This window comes from Neisseria sp. HMSC03D10, assembly GCF_001807625.1.
GTDB classification, from domain to species: Bacteria; Pseudomonadota; Gammaproteobacteria; order Burkholderiales; family Neisseriaceae; genus Neisseria; species Neisseria mucosa.
On the sequence record NZ_KV789556.1, the window covers coordinates 1 to 22,952 of the forward strand.

At 51.4% G+C, this 22,952-nt stretch carries 24 protein-coding genes and 3 tRNA genes; 16 read left to right on the forward strand and 11 right to left on the reverse strand.

The window, feature by feature from the left end; all coding sequences use genetic code 11:
• Window positions 1-78: 78 nt before the first annotated feature.
• Window positions 79-975 (reverse strand): LysR family transcriptional regulator, encoded by an 897-nt coding sequence (locus HMPREF3066_RS07495; protein WP_003743316.1) that lies wholly within the window; start codon window positions 973-975, stop codon window positions 79-81.
• 123 nt (window positions 976-1,098) lie between these two features.
• Here HMPREF3066_RS07495 and HMPREF3066_RS07500 point away from each other — a divergent pair, with 123 nt between their 5' ends.
• Both HMPREF3066_RS07500 and HMPREF3066_RS07505 read left to right on the forward strand, forming a co-directional pair.
• Entirely contained in the window at window positions 1,099-1,500 is a 402-nt protein-coding gene (locus HMPREF3066_RS07500) for a DoxX family protein (RefSeq protein ID WP_009312535.1), read from the forward strand.
• A 96-nt stretch (window positions 1,501-1,596) separates the two neighbouring features.
• A complete protein-coding gene (locus HMPREF3066_RS07505) occupies window positions 1,597-2,202 on the forward strand; it encodes a nitroreductase family protein (RefSeq protein WP_070441744.1) in 606 nt (201 codons plus the stop codon).
• A 79-nt stretch (window positions 2,203-2,281) separates the two neighbouring features.
• On the opposite strand, the gene HMPREF3066_RS07510 is transcribed toward HMPREF3066_RS07505, so the two are convergent.
• Window positions 2,282-2,554, reverse strand: coding sequence for an oxidative damage protection protein (locus HMPREF3066_RS07510; protein WP_029609564.1), 273 nt, complete (start codon window positions 2,552-2,554; stop codon window positions 2,282-2,284).
• Window positions 2,555-2,773: 219 nt separating this feature from the next.
• On the opposite strand from HMPREF3066_RS07510, the gene HMPREF3066_RS07515 reads away from it, so the two are divergent.
• From HMPREF3066_RS07515 to HMPREF3066_RS07525, 3 genes are all read left to right on the forward strand, one after another.
• Window positions 2,774-2,849: transfer RNA gene (locus tag HMPREF3066_RS07515), tRNA-Phe, on the forward strand.
• Window positions 2,850-3,280: 431 nt separating this feature from the next.
• Window positions 3,281-4,021, forward strand: coding sequence for a Slam-dependent surface lipoprotein (locus HMPREF3066_RS07520; RefSeq protein WP_070441747.1), 741 nt, complete (start codon window positions 3,281-3,283; stop codon window positions 4,019-4,021).
• A 122-nt stretch (window positions 4,022-4,143) separates the two neighbouring features.
• Window positions 4,144-5,583, forward strand: coding sequence for a porin family protein (locus HMPREF3066_RS07525; RefSeq protein ID WP_070441750.1), 1,440 nt, complete (start codon window positions 4,144-4,146; stop codon window positions 5,581-5,583).
• 138 nt (window positions 5,584-5,721) lie between these two features.
• Here the strand turns inward: HMPREF3066_RS07525 and HMPREF3066_RS07530 are convergent, their stop codons facing one another.
• From HMPREF3066_RS07530 to argG, 5 genes are all read right to left on the reverse strand, one after another.
• The gene (locus HMPREF3066_RS07530) at window positions 5,722-6,351 is read right to left on the reverse strand and encodes a DUF421 domain-containing protein (RefSeq protein WP_070441754.1); all 630 of its coding nucleotides are present in this window, start codon (window positions 6,349-6,351) and stop codon (window positions 5,722-5,724) included.
• A 12-nt stretch (window positions 6,352-6,363) separates the two neighbouring features.
• Window positions 6,364-6,813: a DUF3290 family protein gene (locus HMPREF3066_RS07535; protein WP_003677016.1), complete on the reverse strand. Its 450-nt coding sequence runs from the start codon at window positions 6,811-6,813 to the stop codon at window positions 6,364-6,366.
• Between the two features lie 95 nt (window positions 6,814-6,908).
• Entirely contained in the window at window positions 6,909-7,124 is a 216-nt protein-coding gene (locus tag HMPREF3066_RS07540) for a hypothetical protein (protein WP_003677014.1), read from the reverse strand.
• Window positions 7,117-7,332 carry a DUF4177 domain-containing protein gene (locus HMPREF3066_RS07545; protein ID WP_003765071.1) on the reverse strand — a complete coding sequence of 72 codons (216 nt, stop codon included), beginning with the start codon at window positions 7,330-7,332 and terminating at the stop codon, window positions 7,117-7,119. Before HMPREF3066_RS07545 ends, HMPREF3066_RS07540 begins: the two co-directional genes overlap by 8 nt.
• Before the next feature lie 71 nt (window positions 7,333-7,403).
• Entirely contained in the window at window positions 7,404-8,747 is a 1,344-nt protein-coding gene (gene argG / locus HMPREF3066_RS07550; RefSeq protein WP_009175217.1) for an argininosuccinate synthase, read from the reverse strand.
• Between the two features lie 444 nt (window positions 8,748-9,191).
• On the opposite strand from argG, the gene HMPREF3066_RS07555 reads away from it, so the two are divergent.
• Complete coding sequence (locus HMPREF3066_RS07555; protein ID WP_060974691.1) at window positions 9,192-9,992, forward strand: competence/damage-inducible protein A; 801 nt, start codon at window positions 9,192-9,194, stop codon at window positions 9,990-9,992.
• 68 nt (window positions 9,993-10,060) lie between these two features.
• Here HMPREF3066_RS07555 and HMPREF3066_RS07560 read toward each other — a convergent pair whose 3' ends face one another.
• From HMPREF3066_RS07560 to HMPREF3066_RS07575, 4 genes are all read right to left on the reverse strand, one after another.
• A complete protein-coding gene (locus HMPREF3066_RS07560; protein ID WP_080613679.1) occupies window positions 10,061-11,035 on the reverse strand; it encodes a glycosyltransferase in 975 nt (324 codons plus the stop codon).
• A gap of 305 nt (window positions 11,036-11,340) precedes the next feature.
• Window positions 11,341-11,416 (reverse strand) — tRNA-Ala (locus HMPREF3066_RS07565).
• Window positions 11,417-11,422: 6 nt separating this feature from the next.
• A tRNA-Met gene (locus tag HMPREF3066_RS07570) sits at window positions 11,423-11,499 on the reverse strand.
• Between the two features lie 165 nt (window positions 11,500-11,664).
• Entirely contained in the window at window positions 11,665-12,822 is a 1,158-nt protein-coding gene (locus HMPREF3066_RS07575) for a class I SAM-dependent methyltransferase (protein WP_070441757.1), read from the reverse strand.
• A gap of 351 nt (window positions 12,823-13,173) precedes the next feature.
• Between HMPREF3066_RS07575 and mraZ the strand changes: the two genes are divergently transcribed.
• The 10 genes from mraZ (at window position 13,174) to mraY (ending at window position 22,883) form a co-directional block, all read left to right on the forward strand.
• Window positions 13,174-13,629, forward strand: coding sequence for a division/cell wall cluster transcriptional repressor MraZ (gene mraZ / locus HMPREF3066_RS07580; protein ID WP_003761336.1), 456 nt, complete (start codon window positions 13,174-13,176; stop codon window positions 13,627-13,629).
• Window positions 13,626-14,579, forward strand: a complete 954-nt coding sequence (gene rsmH / locus HMPREF3066_RS07585; RefSeq protein WP_070441760.1) for a 16S rRNA (cytosine(1402)-N(4))-methyltransferase RsmH — start codon at window positions 13,626-13,628, stop codon at window positions 14,577-14,579. Before mraZ ends, rsmH begins: the two co-directional genes overlap by 4 nt.
• Before the next feature lie 55 nt (window positions 14,580-14,634).
• Window positions 14,635-14,898, forward strand: a complete 264-nt coding sequence (gene ftsL, locus HMPREF3066_RS07590) for a cell division protein FtsL (protein ID WP_003761340.1) — start codon at window positions 14,635-14,637, stop codon at window positions 14,896-14,898.
• Window positions 14,899-14,979: 81 nt separating this feature from the next.
• Window positions 14,980-16,728 (forward strand): peptidoglycan D,D-transpeptidase PBP2, encoded by a 1,749-nt coding sequence (penA, locus tag HMPREF3066_RS07595; RefSeq protein ID WP_003776222.1) that lies wholly within the window; start codon window positions 14,980-14,982, stop codon window positions 16,726-16,728.
• Window positions 16,729-16,752: 24 nt separating this feature from the next.
• Window positions 16,753-18,231, forward strand: coding sequence for a UDP-N-acetylmuramoyl-L-alanyl-D-glutamate--2,6-diaminopimelate ligase (locus HMPREF3066_RS07600; RefSeq protein ID WP_070441764.1), 1,479 nt, complete (start codon window positions 16,753-16,755; stop codon window positions 18,229-18,231).
• 187 nt (window positions 18,232-18,418) lie between these two features.
• Window positions 18,419-18,940 carry a M23 family metallopeptidase gene (locus HMPREF3066_RS07605; RefSeq protein ID WP_070441768.1) on the forward strand — a complete coding sequence of 174 codons (522 nt, stop codon included), beginning with the start codon at window positions 18,419-18,421 and terminating at the stop codon, window positions 18,938-18,940.
• 61 nt (window positions 18,941-19,001) lie between these two features.
• On the forward strand, window positions 19,002-20,015 hold the full coding sequence (locus tag HMPREF3066_RS07610; protein WP_070441772.1) for a hypothetical protein: 1,014 nt from the start codon (window positions 19,002-19,004) through the stop codon (window positions 20,013-20,015).
• A gap of 31 nt (window positions 20,016-20,046) precedes the next feature.
• Window positions 20,047-21,414 (forward strand): UDP-N-acetylmuramoyl-tripeptide--D-alanyl-D-alanine ligase, encoded by a 1,368-nt coding sequence (locus tag HMPREF3066_RS07615; RefSeq protein WP_070441777.1) that lies wholly within the window; start codon window positions 20,047-20,049, stop codon window positions 21,412-21,414.
• 2 nt (window positions 21,415-21,416) lie between these two features.
• The gene (locus HMPREF3066_RS07620) at window positions 21,417-21,605 is read left to right on the forward strand and encodes a hypothetical protein (protein WP_045072115.1); all 189 of its coding nucleotides are present in this window, start codon (window positions 21,417-21,419) and stop codon (window positions 21,603-21,605) included.
• Window positions 21,606-21,800: 195 nt separating this feature from the next.
• The gene (gene mraY, locus HMPREF3066_RS07625; RefSeq protein ID WP_039405736.1) at window positions 21,801-22,883 is read left to right on the forward strand and encodes a phospho-N-acetylmuramoyl-pentapeptide-transferase; all 1,083 of its coding nucleotides are present in this window, start codon (window positions 21,801-21,803) and stop codon (window positions 22,881-22,883) included.
• The last annotated feature ends 69 nt before the right edge of the window (window positions 22,884-22,952 follow it).

Below are 22,952 nucleotides of genomic sequence, written 5' to 3' on the forward strand. Positions count from 1 at the left end.
AGTGTCCAAGATTTGGGGGCCAGTTCAAACCGCTTTCCCGTTTTCAGACGACCTTTTGCCAACCTTCATCCCCAATCCTCATTCCCCTTCCGCTGAAATCTTCTCGTTCAGAAAATCGATAAAACTGCGCACCTTCGCGCTCAAAAACGCCCTGTCCACATAAACCGCGTTTAATTGCTCGGTCCGCACCCGATATTCTGGCAGCAGGCTGACCAACCTGCCTTCCTTCAAATCCTGTCTGGCAGACCACAGCGGCTGATAGGCGATGCCCGCGCCCGCCCTGACCAATTCGCGTATCATCAGCGTATTGTCGCTTTGAATCACCGGATTGAGCGTCAGAATACTTTTTTCGCCCGTTTCCCGATGGGTGATTTCCAAATTGCGCTGGTCGGTGTAGGTCGGCAGGATGGCGGGATGGCGCATGACCTCTTCGGGCGTTTGCGGCTTGCCGTGTTTCGCCAGATATTCGGGCGAGGCAAGCAGGACGAATTGGATTTGCGCCAGCGGCTTGACGATAAGCGAGGGCGACAGGGTTTTTGCCACGCGCAAGGCGAGGTCGAAGCCTTCGGCAATCAAATCGACGTGGCGGTTGTCGAGCACTAAATCGAGCGTGACTTCGGGATAGCGTTCGCGGTATTCCGCCAGCCAAGTGCCGATTAAATTGCCCGCAAACCAAAGCGGCATGGTCACGCGCAACATGCCCTGCGGCGTGTCCGCCCCGCCTGCCGCCTTTTGCGCGGCGGTGTCGAGCGTATCGAGCGCGTAGCTGCATTGGCGGTAGTATTCTTCGCCCGCTTCGGTCAGGTGGAGGTTGCGGCTGTTGCGGTGCAGCAGCTTGGCCTTAATCGAATTTTCCAGATGGCTGACGTGTTTGCTCGCCATCGCGGTGGAAATATCAAGCTGCTCGGCGGCGCGGGTGAAGCTGCCGCTTTGGACGACCTGGCGGAAAACTTTGAGGCTGAACAGGGTATCCATGTTTTCTTTTAGGGAAACGTTGTATCAATAAAAGAAGTATATATCTACCGGCAGTAATTATCTATACTGCACAGATAAGATTAGTTTTCATTTAACCCCCGCATTTTTGATAAGGAGAACCCCATGTCTGCAACCTGCGCCCGTATCCAACCCATTTTATTGTCCGTTTTGCGTATCGTAACCGCCTACCTCTTCCTCCTGCACGGTACGTCGAAATTCTTCGGCTTCCCGACATCCATGGGCAGCGGCTCGCCCGAAGGCTTGATGTTGGTGGCAGGCATTTTGGAAATCGCCGGCGGCATCCTGTTGATTCTCGGACTGTTCACCCGTCCCGCCGCCTTCATCCTGTCCGGCCAGATGGCGGCTGCCTATTTCATGGCACACGCCTCCCAAGGTTCGGCGCTGTTCCCGCTTGCCAACGGCGGCGAATCGGCAGTATTGTTCTGCTTCGTGTTCCTCTATCTGGCAGCAGCCGGCGGCGGCTCATTGGCATTGGACAACCTGTTCGGCAAAAACAAATCCTGATAGACCCAAAGGTCGTCTGAAAACAAACAAAGCGGGTTTTACGAATAGATTTCTAAACCCGCCAACCGATTCAACATCAATCAAAGGAAAAACAACATGACTTATCAAACCTTGCAACAAGCGGCAGAAACCCGCCGTTCCATTTACGCGCTGAATAAAAACCTGCCCATCAGCAACGAAGAAATCAGCGAAATCGTCAAACATGCCGTCTTACACACACCTTCTTCCTTCAACTCGCAATCCACCCGCGTCGTCGTCCTCTTCGGCAAAGAACACGGCAAAGTGTGGCAATTTGTTGAAGACGCTTTGCGCGCCATCGTGCCTGCCGAACAATTCGAGCCGACCGCGCAAAAATTAAACCTGTTCAAAGCAGGCGCGGCGACCATTTTGTTCTTCGAAGACCAAAACGTCGTCAAAGGCCTGCAAGAGCAGTTCCCTTCTTATGCCGCCAACTTCCCCGTTTGGGCGGACCATGCGAACGCAATGACGCAATACGCCGTCTGGACAACGCTTGCCGCCGCCGGCGTGGGCGCGAACCTGCAACACTACAACCCGCTGCCCGACGCCGCCATCGCCAAAGAATGGAACCTGCCCGAAAGCTGGCTTCTGCGCGCGCAAATGGTTATCGGCGGCATCGAAGCGCCTGCCGGTGAAAAAACCTTCGAACCGGTGGAAAACCGTTTGAAAGTGTTCGGCGCATAATTGCCCGTCAAACAGAAAAAGGTCGTCTGAAAACCAACTTCGGTTTCAGACGACCTTTGTCATTCAAAACAGCTTGCGCTTATTCTTGCGGAGGGACATAACCCTGAACAGCATCCGCGCCGTCTCCGAAGAAATACTGCTCCATCTGCTGCGCCAAATATTCGCGCGCGCGCGGGTCGGCAAGGCTCAGGCGGTTTTCGTTAATCAGCATGGTTTGATGGCGCGTCCACGCATTCCAAGCCTCTTGGGACACATTTTCAAAAATACGCTTGCCCAGCTCGTTGGGCAGTGGCGGGAATTTCATACCTTCGGCCTCTTTGCCGAGTTTGACGCAGTGAACCATACGGGTCATGGCGGCTTCCTTCATGATGGTGTTTCAGACAGCGCGTATTTTATCGTATTGCCTATTTATAGGAAAGGCTGCGAAAAATGGGCAAAACCTGCCAAATACGCTGCTTTTTAATCCAATATAAAACATATGTTTATAAAAATAATATATGGCGCATCGAAATAAACCTTGCGTTAAAACGCCGTTTTTGGTTTAATGCACATCTCGCAACGAAACAGCGAAGGCCAGATAGCTCAGTTGGTAGAGCAACGGATTGAAAATCCGTGTGTCGGCGGTTCGATTCCGCCTCTGGCCACCAAAACAAACCGCCTTTGGCGGTTATTTTTTTGCCTATTTCCTAGATATTATTTCTCAATTTAAAAAGTCGTCTGAAACAAATTCTACGGGTTCTGCCGAAAGAAATGTTCAGACGACCTTTCCCCTTCTTTATGAATCATTTCAATTAATCCATCACCAAAACATCTCAATAAGGACAGATTAAATTGCAGCGTGCGGCAACACCAGCCGCGGTTACTATACTTCTTAACTAAAAACAAACATTCTTATCCTATTCTTATCTCATTCCAACGTTCTCCAAAACATCCGCTAATTCTCCTCTAACACTCCCAGCCTAGAATGATGTTCAGAAAAAAGAAAAATAAGTCTCCTCACATAACGATAGTCTGCTCACACTGACACGGACGGAACATTATTTTCCCAAACATCGTTTTTCCCCTTAAGGAGCGTATCATGAAACTGAATCTGCAAAAAACCACCGCTGCTGTTTTGGCTGTTTTGTTCAGCGCAGGCGTATTTGCCGCCAACAATGCCTACAATCCATTTGATTACGGTTACCAAAACCACAAATACGGCAAAAAATGGGGCAAACCCGCCTCTGAAGCCGAAGGCGAAAAAGTGATGAAACACGCTGCCTACCGTTCGGGCGTGCACTACACCAACGTCAACCGCATGCCCGGCAATGTAGACCGCAACGGCGTGAAAACCGTACAGGTTAACGACGCACACACCCGTCAAAACCTCGGCCGCTATGCGTTCAACACCATCAAGAGCGGCGGCTCGGAAGTGTACTACGGCGAGTGGGTCGGTAAAGAATACGCCAAAGGCACCAACCGCGGCGTTTTCTACTCTGGCGACAAACGCGCTACCTCTATGCCGGTATCCGGTGTAGCAAACTACGCCGTCAAAGGTATCAACAACTACACCGGCAACAACCCGATGGTCGGTACTTTGCGCGCAGACTTCGGTCAACGCGTCTTGGCAGGTTCTATGAAAAACAACGCTGTACAGATGGACATCCATTCCCGCATCAAACCGTCCAGCGCATCGTTTGAAGGCTACGCCCGCGCCAACGGCCACTTCGGTAAAACCGAAGGCCACTTCTTCGGTCACAACGCAAGCGCGCTGGCCGGTGTTGCCAAGTTTAAAACCGACCGCAACTTGGATACGGCATTCGGCGGTGTGAAACGCTAAAATCCCTAGTTAAGTAAAATGAGTTAAGTAAAATAAAGCCTGCTTCACGCAGGCTTTTTTAAACACCAGCCCGCCAACCTTCTCAAGGTCGTCTGAAACCCGCCGACCGGAAAGCCGACACCATGTACAAACCGTCTGCCTGCCTTATCCTCTTTCTCGCCGCCCCCGTCCTTGCCGCACCCCGTTCTGACTTTTCAGACGACCGCACCGCGCAACGCCTGTGGCAGGATACCCGCCAAACCATGCAGGAACAGGAACAAAAAGTGCGCGAATACCGCCTCGACATTCCCGCCGAACACATCGGGCAGACAGCCGAAACCGATCCCGAAGCCGACCAAGGCGAAGCCCTGTTTAACGCCGTCAATCACAGCGACTGGCAAACCGTGCGCCCGCTGCTTGAACGTTATACCCAGCAAACCGAATACGACCCCGACATCGCCCTCTTTGCCCGCGCCTCGCTCGCCCGCGGCGAAGGCAGGTGGAAAGATGCCAAACAAGACTACGAAACCCTGCTGCAACGCCATCCCGACTTCACGCGCGGACGGCTCGATTACGCCCGCCTGCTCTTTGAAGGTCGTCTGAACCGCGAAGCCACTTCCGAATTCATGCGCCTTCAAAACGAAGACCTGCCCGAAGCCGTCAAAGAAAACATCGGCCATTTTCGCGACTCTCTAAACCAACGCCAAAGCTGGCAGGGCAGCCTTTCCGTCGGCGCCGTCCACAACAGCAACATCAACGAAGCCAGCGGCAAAGTGTGGTGCAAAACCGAAATCGACGGCGAATGCTGGGAAGAATTTTCAGGCGACCAGCCCATTTCCGCCAACGGCATCAAATACGAAGCCGCCGCCGTCCGCCGCTGGCAGATTAAAGGACACCACGGCATCGCCGCCCGCGCGCTCGGCTACGGCCGCTTCTACCACGACCATAAAGACTTCAACGAACACACGCTCAACCTCAGCGCAGGCTACCAGTTTGAAAACCACCGCCACACCTTCGCCCTCGCCCCGCTCGTCGAATGGAACGGCAGCGGCGGCAAAACCCTCAACCGCGCCTACGGCGTGCGCAGCGAGTGGAACCTCGACAAAGGCAACTGGACGTGGAACACCGAAGCCGAGTGGAAACACCTCTCCTATTCCGACAAAACCCGCCTGCTCGACGGCAGCCTCTTCTCCGTTTACAACACCCTGTCCTATTTCCCGCGCAACGACCTCATGCTCTACGGCGGCATAGACTGGCAGCAGCGCAAAGCCAAAGATCATGTGGACAGCTACCGCCAAATCTCCGCACGGCTGGGTGCCGCAAAAATATTTGAAGCCGGTTTCGACGCCTCCGCCTCCGCCACCTTCGGCATCCGCAGCCACCGCGAAGAAAACGCCGTCCTCGAACAACGCCGCCGCGACAAAGAACAAACCTACCGCCTCAACATAGGCGCGGACCGCTGGAAATTCGCCGGCCTCAAGCCCGTCCTCAGCTACAAACACCGCCGCGTCCACGGCAACACCGACTGGCTGTACAGCTACAAGCAAAACGAAGTCGGTCTGTCGCTGGTGAAATCGTTCTAACGCAGGACGCAGAAACGCAAAGGTCGTCTGAAAATCAGTTTTCAGACGACCTTTTTTCTTTTGACTCTATTTGGGCTTTGGATCAACGGTAGGTTTATTGCGAATAAACCTAACCAAACACAACCTTCACTTTCACCATCAAGGATAAGGGTGTGCCACCAATTTCCCGTCTATGTATTCGCCGATATAGACTTTCGAGGCATCAAGATGGAGGCGGTCAAGTTCCTGCTTCAGCCACTCGTCGTCGCGCTTGATGATTTCTAAGATGTCATGGTCGATTTGCCCGTCGGTAATCAGGGGGTAGCGCAGGCTTTCGTCGCCGTATTGGATGACGGTAAGCTGCCCGTTTTGCTCCATGACGGCGCGTTTGACGGCAGCAATTTCGTAGATGCCGGCGGCACGGAGCTTAAACATCAGGTCGTGTGCGCTGATGCCGTTTTTCATACATTCTTCGGTTTGGATTTCGCCGTTGACGATGATCCAGACGGACTTCCCGTCAATGATGGATTTGACCCAGCGGTTGTGGTTTTTGATGAATTTCAGACTCAAGACCAACAGCGTCCACAAAATCAGCACGAGGAAAAACTGTAAAAGCCCGACGCTGTCGCTGTAAATCACGCCGCCGATGATGCCGCCGAGAACATAGTTTTGCACTTGATCCATGGCGGAGGTGGGGGCGAGGTTGCCTTTACCTAAAAGGTTGATTTGCAAAACCAAACCTAAAATGCCCATAAGGAGTTTGAGGGCAAGGAGGGAGTATGCTTCCATGAGTGTGTCCTGTTATTCTTTGTCGATAAGTTCGATGTTGTTGTTGACCAGATTGATGGGGGTCAGGGTGTAGGCGGAGAAGTCTTGATTGAAATGGACTTCGTAGTATTGGTTTTTGATGCCGACGATCATGCCGTTGTATAGGTGCGTGCTGTTGACGCTGATGTCGCGCTTTTCCACTTTTTGGTTTTCAATCAGGGTATTGAGAAAACCGACCATGCGCGAGTTGTCGGCGGCGAAGTTTTGGCGTTCGCTGTATGAGAGGTATTGGATGCCGCTGATGAGGATGAGCAGCAGCAGGGCAATAATGCTCAGGTCGCGGTATTTGGTGTCCATGCGGTGGCGCAGGTATTGCGATACGGCGAGCAGCAGGACGACGAGCGCGGCGAAAATGAGGACGTATTTCAAGTAGTCGTTGAAATACATATGGTTTTCAAGATAAAAGTGTGTGAAGAATTTCATGATTTCAAATGATTTGAGGAAAAGGTGGGGTCGTCTGAAAACGGTTTTTCAGACGACCTATTATGGTTTGGATGCAGGTTTTGTCGGGAGCCGCATCAGTTGATAAACCCGTCGTCTTTCATTTTCTTTTCAGAAAAATACTGACTGCACACCAGCAAGGCAGCGAGGATGATGACAAACAGCCCCGCCATGGTCAGGGTAATTTTGAAGAATAATTCTGCCTCGATAAAAGAAAACCAAAGTTGCAGAATCAGCAGCAACACCCAGCCGACGAACAGCCCGAGACAGGCATAAACGCCTAGCTTAAACACGTTCCCGCTCCAAAATGACGACGTAGGCTTCACGTCTGAAAAATAAGAGCATACGGCGTTGGTCTTTTTCCATGGTTACGACACGCCAACCTTCTGGAGTTTGGCTGTTGAGGAACGCGCTGAATTTGACGGGGTTGACTTTGGCTGCGCCGAAAAACAGGCTGGACAGCAGGTTTTCTTGATAAATGACGACTTTGTATTCTTTCATGGGATTCCTTTTATAAGGGATCATCTTTTCAGACGACCCCTTAAGTTGCCAATGATGCAGGGTAACAAACCTTATTTCTTATTGCCCAACTGCGGCAATACCGAACCTTCGCCCAGCGACAACAAGCCGCTTTGCGAGTAGATGCCGAGTTTGGCGCGGGTGTCGGTGATGTCGAGGTTGCGCATGGTGAGCTGGCCGATGCGGTCGAGCGGGGTGAACGCGGCGTCTTCGACTTTTTCCATGCTCAGGCGTTCGGGTTGGTAGGTCAGGTTAGGCGATTCTGTGTTCAGAATCGAGTAGTCGTTGCCACGGCGCAGTTCGAGGGTGACTTCGCCGGTTATGGCTTTGGCGACCCAGCGTTGGGCGGTTTCGCGCAACATGAGGGCTTGGCTGTCGAACCAGCGGCCTTGGTAGAGCAGGCGGCCGAGGCGCAGGCCGTTGATGCGGTATTGTTCGATGGTGTCCTCGTTGTGGATGCCGGTTACCAAGCGTTCGTAGGCGATGTGGAACAACGCCATGCCCGGGGCTTCGTAGATGCCGCGCGATTTGGCTTCGATGATGCGATTTTCGATTTGGTCGCTCATACCCAAGCCGTGGCGGCCGCCGATGCGGTTGGCTTCGAGGAAGAGTTCGACGGGGTCGGCGTATTCTTTGCCGTTCAATGCAACCGGCACGCCTTCTTCAAAGCGTACGCTGACTTCTTCGGGTTTGACTTCGACGTTTTCGTCCCAGAAGGCAACGCCCATGATGGGTTTGACGATTTTGATGCCGCTGTTGAGGAATTCCAAATCTTTGGCTTCATGCGTCGCGCCGAGCATATTGGAGTCGGTGGAGTAGGCTTTTTCAACCGACATTTTGTAGTTGAAACCGTTGGCAATCAGAAATTCGCTCATTTCGTGGCGGCCACCGAGTTCGTCGATAAATTGTTGGTCGAGCCAAGGTTTGTAGATTTTCAGCGCAGGATTGGTCAAGAGGCCATAGCGGTAGAAACGCTCAATGTCGTTGCCTTTGTAGGTGCTGCCGTCGCCCCAGATGTTCACGTCGTCTTCCTTCATGGCGGAAACGAGCATGGTGCCGGTAACGGCGCGGCCCAAAGGCGTGGTGTTGAAGTAGGCGATGCCGCCGGTGGAAACGTGGAACGCGCCGCATTGGATGGCGGCAATGCCCTCATGTGCCAACTGCGCGCGGCAGTCGATTAAGCGGGCGTTTTCCGCACCGTATTCCATCGCTTTTTTGGGAATGGCGTTGTAGTCGTCTTCGTCGGGCTGACCGAGATTGGCAGTGTAGGCATAAGGCAGCGCGCCTTTGAGTTTCATCCACAACAGCGCGGCGGAGGTATCGAGGCCGCCGGAGAAGGCGATGCCGACTTTTTGACCGATGGGGAGGTGTTGCAGGATAGTATTGTTTTGGCTCATGACAATTCTTCGGACTTAAAAGGGGTTATTAAAAATACCTTAACGGTTGAAACCCCGCCCTTCAGGGCGGTAGAATCAGAGACTGTTTGGGAGAAATGCAACCTCTTCCAAATCAGGGCGATACATAGGGCTGCGCTTTGTGTGTAGTCCTGTGTGTTGAAACATTATCTTATAAATAGAACACATTGTCAGCCGTCAAGATCGTCTGAAAATGAGCCTTGCCCGTTTTGCTGAAAATCTTTTCAGACGACCTTTAGGCCATCCGCAACCCGACTCCCTCCCCTGTGGGGGAGGGTTGGGGAGAGGGCACAGACAGCAGCCCTTAAGCAAACACTGCCTGAAAAACGCAAGCTCAGCCCTCTCCCTAACCCTCTCCCACGGGAGAGGGAACAAATCACAGCACCATCAACATTTTCAGACGGCATCGGTAAAGAAAACCTATCTATGAACGCTTTCAACCTCATCATCATCGGCGACGAAATCCTGCACGGCAGCCGCCAAGACAAGCATTTCGCCTTTTTCAAATCCCTGCTGGAATCGCGCGGGCTGAAGCTCAATCAGGTGCAATACCTGCCCGACGAACCTGATTTGTTGGTCAGACAACTGCGCCGCAGCTTTTCAGACGACCTGCCGACCTTCGTTACCGGTGGCATCGGTTCCACGCCCGACGACCACACTCGCCAAGCTGCCGCCGCCGCTTTGGATTTGCCTGTCGTCCGCCATCCCGAAGCTGCCAAGTTCATCGAAGCCGTTACCCTTAAACGCGGCGAGCCGCTCGACGCCCCCGAACACACCCAACGCCTGAAAATGGCGGACTTTCCCGCAGGCGCGGAGCTTGTGCCCAACCCGTTCAACAACATTGCCGGATTTTCCATCCGCGAACATTATTTCTTCCCCGGCTTCCCCGTGATGGCGCATCCGATGGCGGAATGGGTTTTGGATACTTATTACGCCGACCGTTTCAACCAAACCGAACGCGGCAGCCGCAGCGTGTATGTATTCGGACAACCCGAATCGCGCGTCGCCCCGATTATGGAATACGTCGAACGCACCTACCCGGGCGTGCGCTCTTACAGCCTGCCCAGCGTCGGCTGGCAGAATGCGGACGGAACGGCGGTCAAACCCCATATCGAGTTCGGCATCAAGGCGGAAGGCGGGGCGTGCCGCGATTTGGACAAAGCATGGGATGAAGTATTGCAGCGTTTGAAAGATGTGGGCGCGGAGTTGAAAGATACGCCCGCTTGAGGCGCAGGATGAAATAAAAAGGTCGTCTGAAAACCTGTATTGGTTTTCAGACGACCTTTTTGAGTCTGTCAATCTTTTGCCATTATCTTGGAAGCCGCCAGAAGCTTTAACAACAAACGGCTGCGGAATACATGGCACAAAAGGCGTACGTCGCGGCGGCGGTTGAATTTGCTGGGATAGCCCGCCATTCGGAAATCGTAGCCGTTTTCTTCCAGCCTGCGGAACAGTTCGTCCGTAGAAACACCGCTTTTAAGCATCGAAACCAAATGGATGAATTGGAAGGAATCCCGTATTTCCAATAACCTGCGGGCAACTTTAGGCGGCTGCCCAGGCGTAGCGAGCAGGCGCGTATATTCCCTTACTGCCAAACCGATGTCGTCGAGGTATTTCTTCGTCTGCTCGGGCGTACGCTTGCTGCGCATAGCGGATTCGGGGTTGTCGACATAATCATAAACAACGGTATTGCTGGCAATGACGGTTTTGCATTGCAAAAAATACTCGGTCAAAAATACGCCGTCTTCCAAATATTTCATGCCTTCGATAAATTTCAGACCTGCTTTTTCCAACAGGTTGCGTTTGTAGATATACGCCCAAACGCACGACCAAAACGGATAGCGGTCCATATAATCCGCTAAACCGATAACCTCATCTTCATTGGCAGGATAGCGCGCATCAACATTGAATTGGAGTATATCCGCATCGGAACGTTTCATTTTTTCAACCAAATCTGTCATAAGCGGCGGATCAACATTGTCGTCGTGATCCATAAACATCACATATTCCCCGCGCACTTTGGACAAACCGATATTGCGCGCCCTGCTGACTCCGCCGTTGGGCGTATCAATCAACTGCGCCTGCAATTCGGGATGTTCATTGAAAAACTGCCTGAACTGAGCCGATGTATCATCGGTAGAACCGTCGTTTACAACAATAAATTCTATCCCTTCGATAGCCTTATGCAGACCTGCAAAATGACGGCACAAACCTGCCGCAAATTTTCCGCCATTATAGACTGGGACGATGAGTGAAACAGTTATCGACATAAATCTGCATCCTGCTGAGTAGGTTAACCGATTAAAGATAGACATTCACGGCGCATTTAAGTTTCAAGTTTAATATTAAAGACACTAATAATTTTACCCGGGTATTTAAAAAGGGATCGGTTTTGTTTGAAAGTATGATAAAGCAGCAGATGGTTTAGGATGGAGAGTTTGAAAATGTAGGTATTTGTGAATGAATATATCCTCAGGATAAAGGAGGCTCAATTCTATTGTATGTTTATCCATTTGACTATATAACAAATATGCAAGATAAAAAAGACCTTGTTTTAAACAAGGTCTTTTTTATCTGGTGGAGGTAAGCGGGATCGAACCGCTGACCTCTTGCATGCCATGCAAGCGCTCTACCAACTGAGCTATACCCCCGAAATTTGGTGGCGAATCAGGGACTCGAACCCCGGACACAAGGATTATGATTCCTCTGCTCTAACCGACTGAGCTAATTCGCCGTTTCGTGAAGTCGCTATTATATGTTGTTTTGAGTTTTTGGCAAGTTTTATTTTGTACTTTATGTTTTGTTTTTGTTTTTTAATGGAATAAAACATGGATGAGGTCGTCTGAAACTGTGTTTCAGACGACCTGTGTGTTTGGAGGATGGTTTGAGGTGGGGGATTTCAAAGTTTGTGACAGATGTCGCCGAAGCGGAAACCTGTCCAGTCGATGTCGATGTTTTTGCCAAAGGCGATGACTTTGAAGAGTTCGCCCATTTCGTGTTGGTCGGTCAGTTTTTGTACGGCGGTGCTGACACGGAGGTAGTCTGCCGTACCTGGTGGGGCGGTTTGTGCCAGCAGGTCGGTAATACCAAGGTTGAATAGGAAATGGGACTGGGGCAGGTAGCCGATGAGGTCTAGTCCGCCGTCGGTGCCTGCCTGGGCAATGTCGGTAAAGTTGACGTGAGCGGTCAGATCAGTCAGACCGATATGGAAAAACGGGTCGTGAACGGTGTGGTGGCGGTAGTGGGCGATGAGCGTGCCTTCGTCACGTTGCGGGTGGTAATACTGGGCGGCGTCAAAACCGTAGTCGATAAATATCATGCCGCCGCGTGTGATTTTTTGCGCGAGGGTGAGAATAAAGGCGTATTGGGCGGGGTGTAGCTCGCTGGTGTAGGGGTGTTCGGTTTCGGGAAAATAGGTGGCGGCTAACTGGAGGAGGTCGGGTTGTTTCAATGGTCGCGGGCTTTGTTCAAGCTGTCCGTCTGGGGTGATGGAGACGCCGATGTGTTGAAAGGTGTTTTGAGTGCGGCGGATGATTTCAACAGGCATGGCATCGAGGACTTCGTTGCCAATGATGATGCCGTCGAAGGATTCGGGCAGTTCGGTCAGGTGTATGACTTTTTGTGTCAGTTGCGGAGTGGTCTGTTCGGCGATGAATTGGCGTTGGCGTTCGGCAAGCTCGGGGGAGAGCTCGATGATGTAGTAATGCTTGAGGTCGTCTGAAAGGCTCTTTAATAAGGTGGCGGCGAGATGTCCTGTGCCTGCACCGAATTCGTAGATGTTGCCGGCGGTTTGCGGGAGAAGTTCGGCAAGTTGTCGGACGAGGGTTTGTCCGAACAATGGGGTGAGGGTGGGGGCGGTAATGAAATCACCGTCTGTACCGATTTTATGGCTGCCTCCGGTGTAGTAACCGTATTCGGGTGTGTAGAGTGCAAGCTCCATGAATCGTGAGAAAGGAACCCAGTTATTTTGGGCTTTTATTTCCTGTGTGATGATTTCAAATAGTTTGGAACTTGAGGCTTGCGCGGTAGGGGAGGGGAGGGGGAGGTGTGCCTTCATAACCGTTAGATAATGTAAAATTTGTGAATTTATTTGTCTATTATAACGTGAACGGAAAAGGGGCGTTTTTTCATTTTTTTATACCATATATTGTGTTTAAATGTGATTTTTAATACTACATATTGTGTTTTTAAAAACCAAATCAGGTAAAATGGGTGGTTCGGCTTGTTTGTTTGTTTGGTTAAAATACTGTTTTTTAATGATTTTGTTGTTGCATATGTACTGGGATTTTAGAGTAGGGCGATTTGACCGAGGCGTTAAAATTTTTTATAGTGTGGGCTAGTGGGGCGATGTGGGTAAAAGTGTCTGCATTGCCCAAAAAATTCCGATTTAAACCGATAGGACGAAATTGTGTTTGGTGGCGCTCACGAATTGAGTATTGACAGCAAAGGGCGGTTGGCAATTCCTGCCAAGTTCCGCGATATTTTGCTGCGCCATTATACGCCGTCGATTGTGGTTACTTTGGATTCCCGTCAAAAATTGCTGATGTATCCGGAGGCTGAATGGGCAAAGGTTGCCGAGCAGCTTTTGCACCTGAAAACGGCAGGAAATCCGATGTTGCAGCGTTATCAAAATCTTCTGCTGCACAATGCGGATACGCTGGAATGGGACAGCGCCGGCCGCGTACTGATTCCTGCCAATCTGCGCAAACGGGTGGATTTTGAAAAAGACGTTACCTTGGTCGGTCGCGCCAATCGTTTGGAATTGTGGGGCCGTGATCAATGGGAAGCTGAAATGACTCAGGCTTTGGATGATGATCCTGAAGAGTTGGCATTCCAATTAAGTCAGACGGATTTGCAATTGTGAGTAATGCTGAATATCAACATATCACCGTTTTGTTAAATGAGGCGGTTGATGCTCTGGCGGTTCGTGAAGACGGTATTTATGTGGATGGGACGTTCGGCAGGGGAGGGCACTCCCGATTGATTTTGTCCCGTCTGGGCAGTCAAGGTCGTCTGATTGTGTTTGATAAAGACCCGCAAGCGATTGAGGCGGCGCAAAAGCTGGCTGAGCAGGATGGGCGCGTTACGGTAGTTCATGACGGGTTTTCCAGTTTTCAGACGACCCTGGATAAGCTGGGTATTGAAGAAATAGATGGTGCGTTGTTTGATTTGGGGATTTCGTCCCCGCAGATAGATGACGGCGCACGGGGTTTCAGTTTCCGTTTTGATGCACCTTTGGATATGCGCATGGATCCGACGCGGGGGATGTCCGCTGCAGAATGGATTGCAACAGCATCAGAACAGGATTTGCACGAGGTTATCAAGAATTATGGTGAAGAGCGGTTTAGTCGCCAGATTGCGCGCGCCATTGTTGCGCAACGGACAGAAAGTCCGATCGATACAACCCGCAAGCTGGCGCAGCTCGTGGCACAAAACGTCCGTACTCGTGAGCGGGGGCAAGACCCTGCGACGCGCACCTTCCAGGCAGTTCGCATCTTTATTAACCGCGAGCTCGAAGAGGTAGAGGCGGTTCTGCCGCAAGTGATGCGTCGTCTGAAACAAGGCGGGCGTTTGGCGGTTATCGCGTTCCATTCGCTTGAAGACCGCATCGTAAAACAGTTTGTCAAAAAGTATTCGCAACATCCTCCTTTGCCGCGTTGGGCGGCAGTAAAAGAAGCGGATTTGCCTCTGCCGCCGTTAAAGGCGGTGGGAAAGGCGATAAAGCCGGGTGTTGAGGAAACCGCCTCCAATCCGCGGGCGCGCAGCGCAGTTTTACGCGTGGCAGAGCGGACGGGCGGTGAGATTGCAGAATAAGCATTATGTGGGGCAGGTGTCCTCGGAACAAACAGATTGAGGTCGTCTGAAAATAATGAATAAATTAAATATCCTTTTGTTGGTCTTGGTATCGGTATCTGCTTTTGCGGTGGTCACTGTGCAAGACCAATCGCGTTTGCACTTCATCGCTTTGGATAAAGCGCAAAAGCAGGAAATCAAGCTTGATCAGGACTATGCACGCTTGAAATTGGATCAGGCGCGGCTGGCGAACCACAAGCTGATTAAGGTGGCGGCTGAGAAGCAACGCCTCAAACCGCCCGGCGCGGATAATACCGTGATGGTGGAACGAAAAAAATAATATAGCCGGCTTATCCGGCACTGCAAATTGGTGCCGTCGGATAAAGACACGGTTCGGGTGATTATGAATTGAGATGTTAAGATGTTGATTAAAAACGAATATAAACCGAGCATGCTGCCCAAGGCAGCCAAAGCTAAAAAACCCATCACCAGTGATGGGCGGATTTCTTTGGTGTTGTGGCTGATTGCGGCTGCGTTTGTCGGACTGCTGGCTCGCGGCATCTATTTGCAAACCACGCAGCATGAATTTTTGAAAAATCAGGGCGATCAGCGTTTTGTCCGTACCCTGACTTTACCTGCGTCGCGCGGCATGATTACGGACCGTAACGGCGCGACTTTGGCGTTGAGTGCACCGACTGAATCTTTGTATGCCATGCCTTCCGGTATGGAAGAAATGCCGACTGCCGAACAGATGGCTAAGTTGGCGGCTATTGTTGAGCTGCCTGTTGAGGCGTTGCAGGAAAAATTGGCGAAAAAAGATAAAGATTTTATTTATCTGAAGCGTCAACTCAGCCAAGAAAAAGCGGAAGAAATTAAAGCTTTGGGCATTAAAGGCTTGGCATTCCAAAAAGAGCTGAAACGCCATTATCCGATGGGCAACCTGTTCGCACACGTTATCGGTTTCACCAATATCGACGGCAAAGGACAGGAAGGCTTGGAATTGTCGCGAGAAGACAGTCTGCATGGTGCGGACGGTGCGAAAGTGGTTTTGCGCGACAATAAAGGCAATATCGTCGATAGTTTGGATTCTCCGCGCAACAGCGATCCGAAAAACGGGCAGGACATGGTTTTGTCTTTGGATCAACGTATTCAAACACTTGCCTATGATGAGCTGAATAAAGCAGTGGCTTATCACAAAGCCAAAGCAGGTACGGTTGTGGTATTGGATGCGCAAACCGGCGAAATCTTGGCTTTAGTTAACAGCCCTGCCTATGATCCCAACCAACCAGGCAGCGCCGATAGCGAACAGCGCCGCAATCGAGCTGTTACCGATATGATTGAGCCGGGTTCTGCCATGAAGCCGTTTACGATTGCCAAAGCATTGGATTCCGGCAAAGTCGGTGTGGCTGATCGTTTTAACACCATGCCTTATAAAATCGGTCCCGCTACCGTACGCGATACCCATGTGTATCCTACTTTGGATGTGCGCGGCATTATGCAAAAATCTTCCAACGTCGGTACCAGCAAACTGTCTGCAAAATTCACGCCTAAAGAAATGTATGATTTTTATCATGATTTGGGTGTGGGCGTGCGGATGCACTCCGGTTTCCCAGGTGAGACAGCCGGTCTTTTGAGAAGCTGGCGCAGATGGCAGCCGATTGAACAGGCAACCATGTCTTTCGGTTACGGCTTGCAATTGAGCCTGCTGCAATTGGCGCGTGCTTATACCATGTTGACACATGACGGCGAATTGTTGCCGGTCAGCTTTGAGAAACAGGCGGTTGCGCCCAAAGGTAAACGCGTCATTAAAGCTTCGACCGCGCGTGAAGTGCGTGATTTGATGGTTTCTGTAACCGAGCCCGGCGGTACGGGTACGGCGGGTGCGGTAGATGGTTTCGACGTCGGCGCGAAAACCGGTACGGCGCGTAAGTTGGTCAACGGACGTTACGTTGATAACAAACACGTCGCAACTTTCATCGGTTTTGCCCCTGCCAAAAATCCCCGTGTGATTGTGGCGGTAACCATCGACGAACCGACTGCAAACGGTTACTACGGCGGCGTAGTGGCAGGTCCGGTCTTCAAACAAGTCATGGGCGGCAGCCTGAACATCTTGGGCGTTTCCCCCACCAAGCCTCTGACCAATGTTGCAGCCGTCAAAACACCGTCTTAATCCGAGTATCAACGAGATTATTTTATGTTCAGCAAGTTAACCCCTTTAGCTGAAACCAACTTTCCGCCTCTGCTGTGTGCAAACGCAGCAGGGCGTTTGTTGCATTCAGACAGCCGTCAAATTAAACAAGGTGATATTTTCGTTGCCTGTCAGGGCGAATATACGGACGGCCGCAGTTATATCCCCGCAGCCATTGCCAACGGCGCGGCTTTTGTTTTTTGGGACGACGACGGCAAATTTGCGTGGAATCCCAAATGGGGAGTCCCCAATCAAGGCATCAAAGATTTGAAACACCGTGCCGGCATGTTGGCGGCGCAAGTTTACGGCAATGTTTCAGACGACCTCAAAGTCTGGGGCGTAACCGGTACCAACGGCAAAACCTCCATCACACAATGGCTGGCACAAGCCGCCGATTTGTTAGGTGAAAAAACCGCCATTATCGGCACGGTCGGCAACGGCTTTTGGGGCGCATTGGAAGAAACCACGCATACCACCCCCGCCCCCGTCGATGTCCAAACCCTGCTCTACCGTTTCCGTCAACAAGGCGCAACAGCCGCCGCGATGGAAGTCTCCAGCCACGGCCTTGACCAATCGCGCGTCAACGGCGTGCCATTCCGCAGTGCAATCTTCACTAACCTCACCCGAGACCACCTCGACTATCACGGTACGATGGAAGCCTACGGCGCCATCAAGTCGCGCCTGTTTTACTGGCACGGCTTGAAACACGCCATTATCAACGTGGATGACGAATACGGTGCAGAACTCGCAGGTCGTCTGAAAAAAGACTGCCCCGATTTGACCGTTTACGGCTACGGCTTCAGCGAACACGCCGACATCCGCATTGTTCATTTCACTGCCTCTTCAGACGGCATGGAAGCCGTATTCCAAACCCCGTGGGGCGAAGGCCGCTGCCGCACCCGCCTGCTCGGACGGTTCAACGCGCAAAACCTCGCCGCCTGCATCGCCTTGCTTTGTGCCAACGGTTATCCGCTTGATAAAGTATTGGATGTGCTGACAAAAATCCGTCCTGCCTCAGGCCGCATGGACTGTATCATGAACAGCGGCAAACCTTTGGTCGTCGTCGATTATGCACACACGCCCGACGCATTAGAAAAAGCACTCTCTACCTTGCAGGAAATCAAACCACAGGGTGCGGCTTTGTGGTGCGTATTCGGCTGCGGCGGCAACCGCGACCGCGGCAAACGTCCGCTGATGGGTGCAGCAGCCGTACAGGGCGCAGATAAAGTCGTCGTCACCAGCGACAACCCGCGTTTGGAAAATCCGCGAGACATCATCAACGACATCCTGCCTGCCGTGCCCGCGCCCGAATGTGTCGAAACCGACCGTGCCGCCGCCATCCGTTACGCAGTCGAACGCGCCGCGGCAAACGACATCGTTCTGATTGCCGGCAAAGGACATGAAAACTATCAGGACATGCAGGGTGTGAAGCATCATTTTTCTGACTTTGAAGTTGCAGAAAAAGCGTTGGCAGAGCGGATATAACAACGAGTACCAAAGTTTTCAGACGACCTGAAGGCCATCAAGGTCGTCTGAAAACGTTTATCCTCTACAATAAAAGCAACACGACACACGCATTACGGCACGTCAGCCATTAAACCCATCACAGTTGTTTCAGACGACCCCGATTTGGAATTTTAAAGGTCGTCTGAAAAACGAGGAGACCGATTTGATGCTGAAAATGCCGACAAAAACCCTTTTAATCAGTGCAGCCATGATTTTATTTGCGGGCTGTACCACCAAACAACTGCCACGCCCGAACGCCGAAATTGCTGAGCTGAGGGCGAAAGAACCGCCAACGGCGCAAAGCCTGCCCAATCCTGTTAAAGGCAAGCGTTTTGACGATACTTGGGGCGCGGCGCGCAGCCAGGGGCGCAGACATGAGGGCGTGGATATTTTCGCCAAGAAAAACACGCCGATACGCAGCACGACGCCCGGTATCGTAACCAAAATCGGGCGCAACCGATTGGGTGGCAAAGTCATCGGTATCCAAGGGCCGGGCGCATGGCACTACTATGCCCACCTCAACAAATTCGCCCGCGTCCGCCTGTATGAACGCGTGAAAGAAGGACAGGTCATCGGCTATGTCGGCAAAACAGGCAACGCCAAAACCGCGCCGGCCCATTTGCATTACGGCGTGTATCTACCAAGCGGTGCAGTGAATCCGTATCCGTTGATTGATCAGGAAAGATAAAATTTTCAAACGCCGTCTGAAATAAATTTTGAAACAAATAAACAAATAATGAGGGAACATTATGGGTATTTTTCGCTGCAATAAATGCGGCTGCATGAATGAGCATGACTACGAATCCGGAATGAGTGAAATTGCCTGTCCAAAATGCACGGCTCCGGTTAAGGTTTACGACACTTTATTTTTTGTCAGTAAATTGTTGGAACGATATTTTTCGGTGAACAGGGAATTGCAGGCTTTGAAGCAACAGGAAGACGGTGGAGAGGAAAATGTACAGCAAGATACTGGTTCGGAAAACCAAAATTATAATCCGCTGGCAGGCGTCAATTTATCGGAAACTGACATTTTAGCTACTGAAAAACAGCACGAACCGTTACGGCGATGGTTTGCCCGAGCTAATATTGTGCCGATGTTTAACTTACAGGCGGTAAATATGAGCGGTTTTTTTGATGAGGCTGCCGCTAAATTGGGCAGCAATTATCAGATTACTAAAAATATGTTGGGTCAGATTAGTTGGGCGTATGGCCACAACCATACAAGCATTAGTTTGGATGTCGGCAAAATGTCGCAAAAAGACGGGCAGACAATGAATAATCTATGCCGACAATTTTATAGCCATACTCTGTTTTCTAAGTATTTTTATCAGAAACAGGAAAAAATTGTCCGCTTGAATCTGCAACGTGCCACTGCCATCAAGCACTTTTTTTGTGGTGGTTGGCTTGAATGGTTTGCGTTGTGCAAAATGCTTGAAGAAGCAAAACAAAAAGGCAAGGATTATGCTTTTTCTTGCGCTAGAAATATAAAAATCGAATTCGACAATGAAGATAAACATGAGTTGGATGTCGTATTTTTACCGATGGGTAAAGAGCCGATTGTGGTGGAATGTAAATCAGGGGAATTCAGACGAGACATTGAAAAATATGTACGCTTGAAAAAACGATTGAATTTGCCGGATGACCGTTTTGTGATATTGGCTGCCGATTTAGAGGAAAGCCAGGCAGTAGCATTAGGCAGTATGTACGGTTTAACTTTTGTTACACCTAAATCTATGATGAAACATTTACGGATGGTTATGTGAGGCCGTCTGAAAAAAACAAACGAAAGAAACCATGAAACCACTAAACCTAAATTTCATCTGCCAAACCCTCAATCTTCCGACGCCGTCTGAAAACAAACCCGTTTCGCGCATCGTAACCGACAGCCGCGACATCCGTGCGGGCGATGTGTTTTTTGCTTTGGCGGGCGAGCGGTTTGACGCGCATGATTTTGTTGAAGACGTATTGGCTGCGGGTGCGGCGGCGGTTGTGGTTTCGCGCGAAGATTGCGCTGCTTTGGACGGCGCGTTGAAAGTCGATGACACGCTTGCCGCGTTGCAAATGCTGGCGAAGGCGTGGCGCAGGAATGTGAACCCGTTTGTGTTCGGCATTACCGGCTCGGGCGGCAAGACGACGGTGAAGGAAATGCTGGCTGCGGTATTGCGCCGCCGTTTCGGCGATGATGCCGTGTTGGCGACGGCAGGTAACTTTAACAACCATATCGGATTGCCGCTGACTTTGTTGAAATTAAACGAAAAACACCGTTATGCCGTGATCGAAATGGGCATGAACCATTTCGGCGAACTGGCGGTTTTGACGCAAATCGCCAAACCCGATGCTGCTTTGGTCAACAACGCCCTGCGCGCCCATGTCGGCTGCGGTTTTGACGGCACGCTCGATATTGCCAAGGCGAAAAGCGAGATTTATCAAGGCTTGGGCGAAGACGGATTGGCTTTGATTCCGTGCGAAGACGAACATGCCGCCGTGTTTCAGACGACCTCCCAAAGTCATCAGCAGCGGACTTTCGGCGTCGATAGCGGCGATGTCCATGCGGAAAATATCGTGTTGAAACCTTTGTCGTGTGAATTTGATTTGGTGTGCGGCAACGAGCGCGCCGCCGTAGTATTGCCCGTTCCCGGCCGTCACAATGTCCACAACGCCGCCGCTGCCGCTGCGTTGGCTTTGGCTGCGGGTTTAAGTTTGGACGATGTGGCGGAAGGTTTGAAAGGCTTCAGCAATATCAAAGGTCGTCTGAACGTCAAAGCCGGCATCAAAGGCGCGACCCTGATTGACGATACTTACAACGCGAACCCCGACAGCATGAAAGCCGCGATTGACGTGTTGGCGCGTATGCCTGCGCCGCGTATTTTTGTGATGGGCGATATGGGCGAACTGGGCGAGGATGAAGCTGCCGCCATGCACGCCGAAGTCGGCGCGTACGCCCGCGACCAAGGCATCGAAGCGGCCTATTTTGTCGGCGACAACAGCGTCGAAGCGGCGGAAACATTTGGCGCAGACGGTTTGTGGTTTGCCGCCAAAGACCCGTTGATCCAAGTGTTGAGCCACGATTTGCCTGAACGCGCCACTGTGTTGGTCAAAGGCTCGCGCTTTATGAAGATGGAAGAAGTGGTCGAGGCATTGACGGATAAAGAGGCCGTCTGAAAATGAAAAACCGACGTTTTTTTAAAGCCTTATTGCTGATTGCTGCGCTGATTGGCGCGTTTTATGCCGGAATGCGGACGCAGGCCTATCTTTATGAAGACCTCTGTCTGGATTTAGGCGGCGGCAGGAATCCGGGAAATTATCCGATTTGCGTGATTGAGAAAGACACTAACGCAGCCGTCGCTCAATAACGTTGCCATCTCTCTAAACAACGGATAACGGGTTCGCTAGAAACCTGCATAGAGAGTGAACTTCAGCAGGCGCTGACTGTCATAAGCAGCTTGATAATCAACAAAGGTCGTCTGAAACTTTTTCAGACGACCTCAAAACCAAAATTTAAAACGGGCGATAAGCCCAATGTAACAACAAAAACAAAAGGAAGCCCCATGTTTTTATGGCTTGCACATTTCAGTAACTGGTTGACCGGTCTGAATGTCTTTCAATACACCACATTCCGCGCCGTCATGGCAGCTTTGACCGCTTTGGCGTTTTCCCTGCTGCTCGGTCCGTGGACCATCCGCAAACTGACGCAGTTGAAAGTCGGGCAGGCGGTACGCACCGACGGGCCGCAAACCCACCTCATCAAAAACGGCACGCCGACCATGGGCGGTTCGCTGATTCTGACCGCCATCACCGTATCCACGCTGTTGTGGGGCAACTGGGCCAACCCGTATATTTGGATTCTCTTGGGCGTATTGCTTGCCACGGGCGCACTCGGGTTTTACGACGACTGGCGCAAAGTCGTCTATAAAGACCCCAACGGTGTTTCCGCCAAATTCAAAATGGTGTGGCAATCGAGCGTCGCCATCGTTGCCGCGCTTGCCTTGTTTTACCTTGCGTCCAATAGCTCCAACAACATCCTCATCGTTCCCTTCTTCAAACAAGTCGCTTTGCCGCTGGGCGTGGTCGGCTTCGTCGTCCTGACCTATCTGACCATCGTCGGCACTTCCAACGCCGTCAACCTCACCGACGGCCTTGACGGACTTGCCGCCTTCCCCGTCGTCCTCGTTGCCGCCGGCCTCGCCATCTTCGCCTATGCCAGCGGACACTCGCAATTCGCCCAATACCTGCAACTGCCTTATGTCGCAGGCGCGAACGAAGTCGTGATTTTCTGTACCGCCATGTGCGGCGCGTGTCTAGGATTTTTGTGGTTCAACGCCTATCCTGCGCAAGTTTTCATGGGCGACGTCGGCGCACTGGCATTGGGTGCGGCACTCGGTACCGTTGCCGTCATCGTCCGCCAAGAGTTCGTCCTCGTCATCATGGGTGGATTATTTGTCGTTGAAGCCGTGTCCGTTATGCTTCAGGTCGGCTGGTATAAGAGAACCAAAAAACGCATCTTCCTGATGGCGCCCATCCACCACCACTACGAACAAAAAGGCTGGAAAGAAACCCAAGTCGTCGTCCGCTTCTGGATCATCACCATCGTCTTGGTGTTAATCGGATTGAGTACGCTGAAAATCCGTTAAATATTCCGATCAATATCGAAAAGGTCGTCTGAAACAGTGAACTGCCCCCCAAAAGTTGGACATCCCCTC

Excerpts from the sequence above, each read along its gene's own strand:
- HMPREF3066_RS07510 (WP_029609564.1), bottom strand. The coding sequence starts at position 2,554 with ATGACCCGTATGGTTCACTGCGTCAAACTCGGCAAAGAGGCCGAAGGT.
- HMPREF3066_RS07495 (WP_003743316.1), bottom strand. The coding sequence starts at position 975 with ATGGATACCCTGTTCAGCCTCAAAGTTTTCCGCCAGGTCGTCCAAAGC.
- HMPREF3066_RS07545 (WP_003765071.1), bottom strand. The coding sequence starts at position 7,332 with ATGAAAGAATACAAAGTCGTCATTTATCAAGAAAACCTGCTGTCCAGC.
- HMPREF3066_RS07560 (WP_080613679.1), bottom strand. The coding sequence starts at position 11,035 with ATGTCGATAACTGTTTCACTCATCGTCCCAGTCTATAATGGCGGAAAA.
- argG (WP_009175217.1), bottom strand. The coding sequence starts at position 8,747 with ATGAGCCAAAACAATACTATCCTGCAACACCTCCCCATCGGTCAAAAA.
- HMPREF3066_RS07520 (WP_070441747.1), top strand. The coding sequence starts at position 3,281 with ATGAAACTGAATCTGCAAAAAACCACCGCTGCTGTTTTGGCTGTTTTG.
- HMPREF3066_RS07500 (WP_009312535.1), top strand. The coding sequence starts at position 1,099 with ATGTCTGCAACCTGCGCCCGTATCCAACCCATTTTATTGTCCGTTTTG.
- HMPREF3066_RS07610 (WP_070441772.1), top strand. The coding sequence starts at position 19,002 with ATGGGTATTTTTCGCTGCAATAAATGCGGCTGCATGAATGAGCATGAC.
- HMPREF3066_RS07505 (WP_070441744.1), top strand. The coding sequence starts at position 1,597 with ATGACTTATCAAACCTTGCAACAAGCGGCAGAAACCCGCCGTTCCATT.
- HMPREF3066_RS07575 (WP_070441757.1), bottom strand. The coding sequence starts at position 12,822 with ATGAAGGCACACCTCCCCCTCCCCTCCCCTACCGCGCAAGCCTCAAGT.
- penA (WP_003776222.1), top strand. The coding sequence starts at position 14,980 with ATGTTGATTAAAAACGAATATAAACCGAGCATGCTGCCCAAGGCAGCC.
- HMPREF3066_RS07620 (WP_045072115.1), top strand. The coding sequence starts at position 21,417 with ATGAAAAACCGACGTTTTTTTAAAGCCTTATTGCTGATTGCTGCGCTG.
- HMPREF3066_RS07525 (WP_070441750.1), top strand. The coding sequence starts at position 4,144 with ATGTACAAACCGTCTGCCTGCCTTATCCTCTTTCTCGCCGCCCCCGTC.
- HMPREF3066_RS07555 (WP_060974691.1), top strand. The coding sequence starts at position 9,192 with ATGAACGCTTTCAACCTCATCATCATCGGCGACGAAATCCTGCACGGC.
- mraY (WP_039405736.1), top strand. The coding sequence starts at position 21,801 with ATGTTTTTATGGCTTGCACATTTCAGTAACTGGTTGACCGGTCTGAAT.
- HMPREF3066_RS07535 (WP_003677016.1), bottom strand. The coding sequence starts at position 6,813 with ATGAAATTCTTCACACACTTTTATCTTGAAAACCATATGTATTTCAAC.
- HMPREF3066_RS07600 (WP_070441764.1), top strand. The coding sequence starts at position 16,753 with ATGTTCAGCAAGTTAACCCCTTTAGCTGAAACCAACTTTCCGCCTCTG.
- HMPREF3066_RS07615 (WP_070441777.1), top strand. The coding sequence starts at position 20,047 with ATGAAACCACTAAACCTAAATTTCATCTGCCAAACCCTCAATCTTCCG.
- ftsL (WP_003761340.1), top strand. The coding sequence starts at position 14,635 with ATGAATAAATTAAATATCCTTTTGTTGGTCTTGGTATCGGTATCTGCT.
- HMPREF3066_RS07605 (WP_070441768.1), top strand. The coding sequence starts at position 18,419 with ATGCTGAAAATGCCGACAAAAACCCTTTTAATCAGTGCAGCCATGATT.
- HMPREF3066_RS07530 (WP_070441754.1), bottom strand. The coding sequence starts at position 6,351 with ATGGAAGCATACTCCCTCCTTGCCCTCAAACTCCTTATGGGCATTTTA.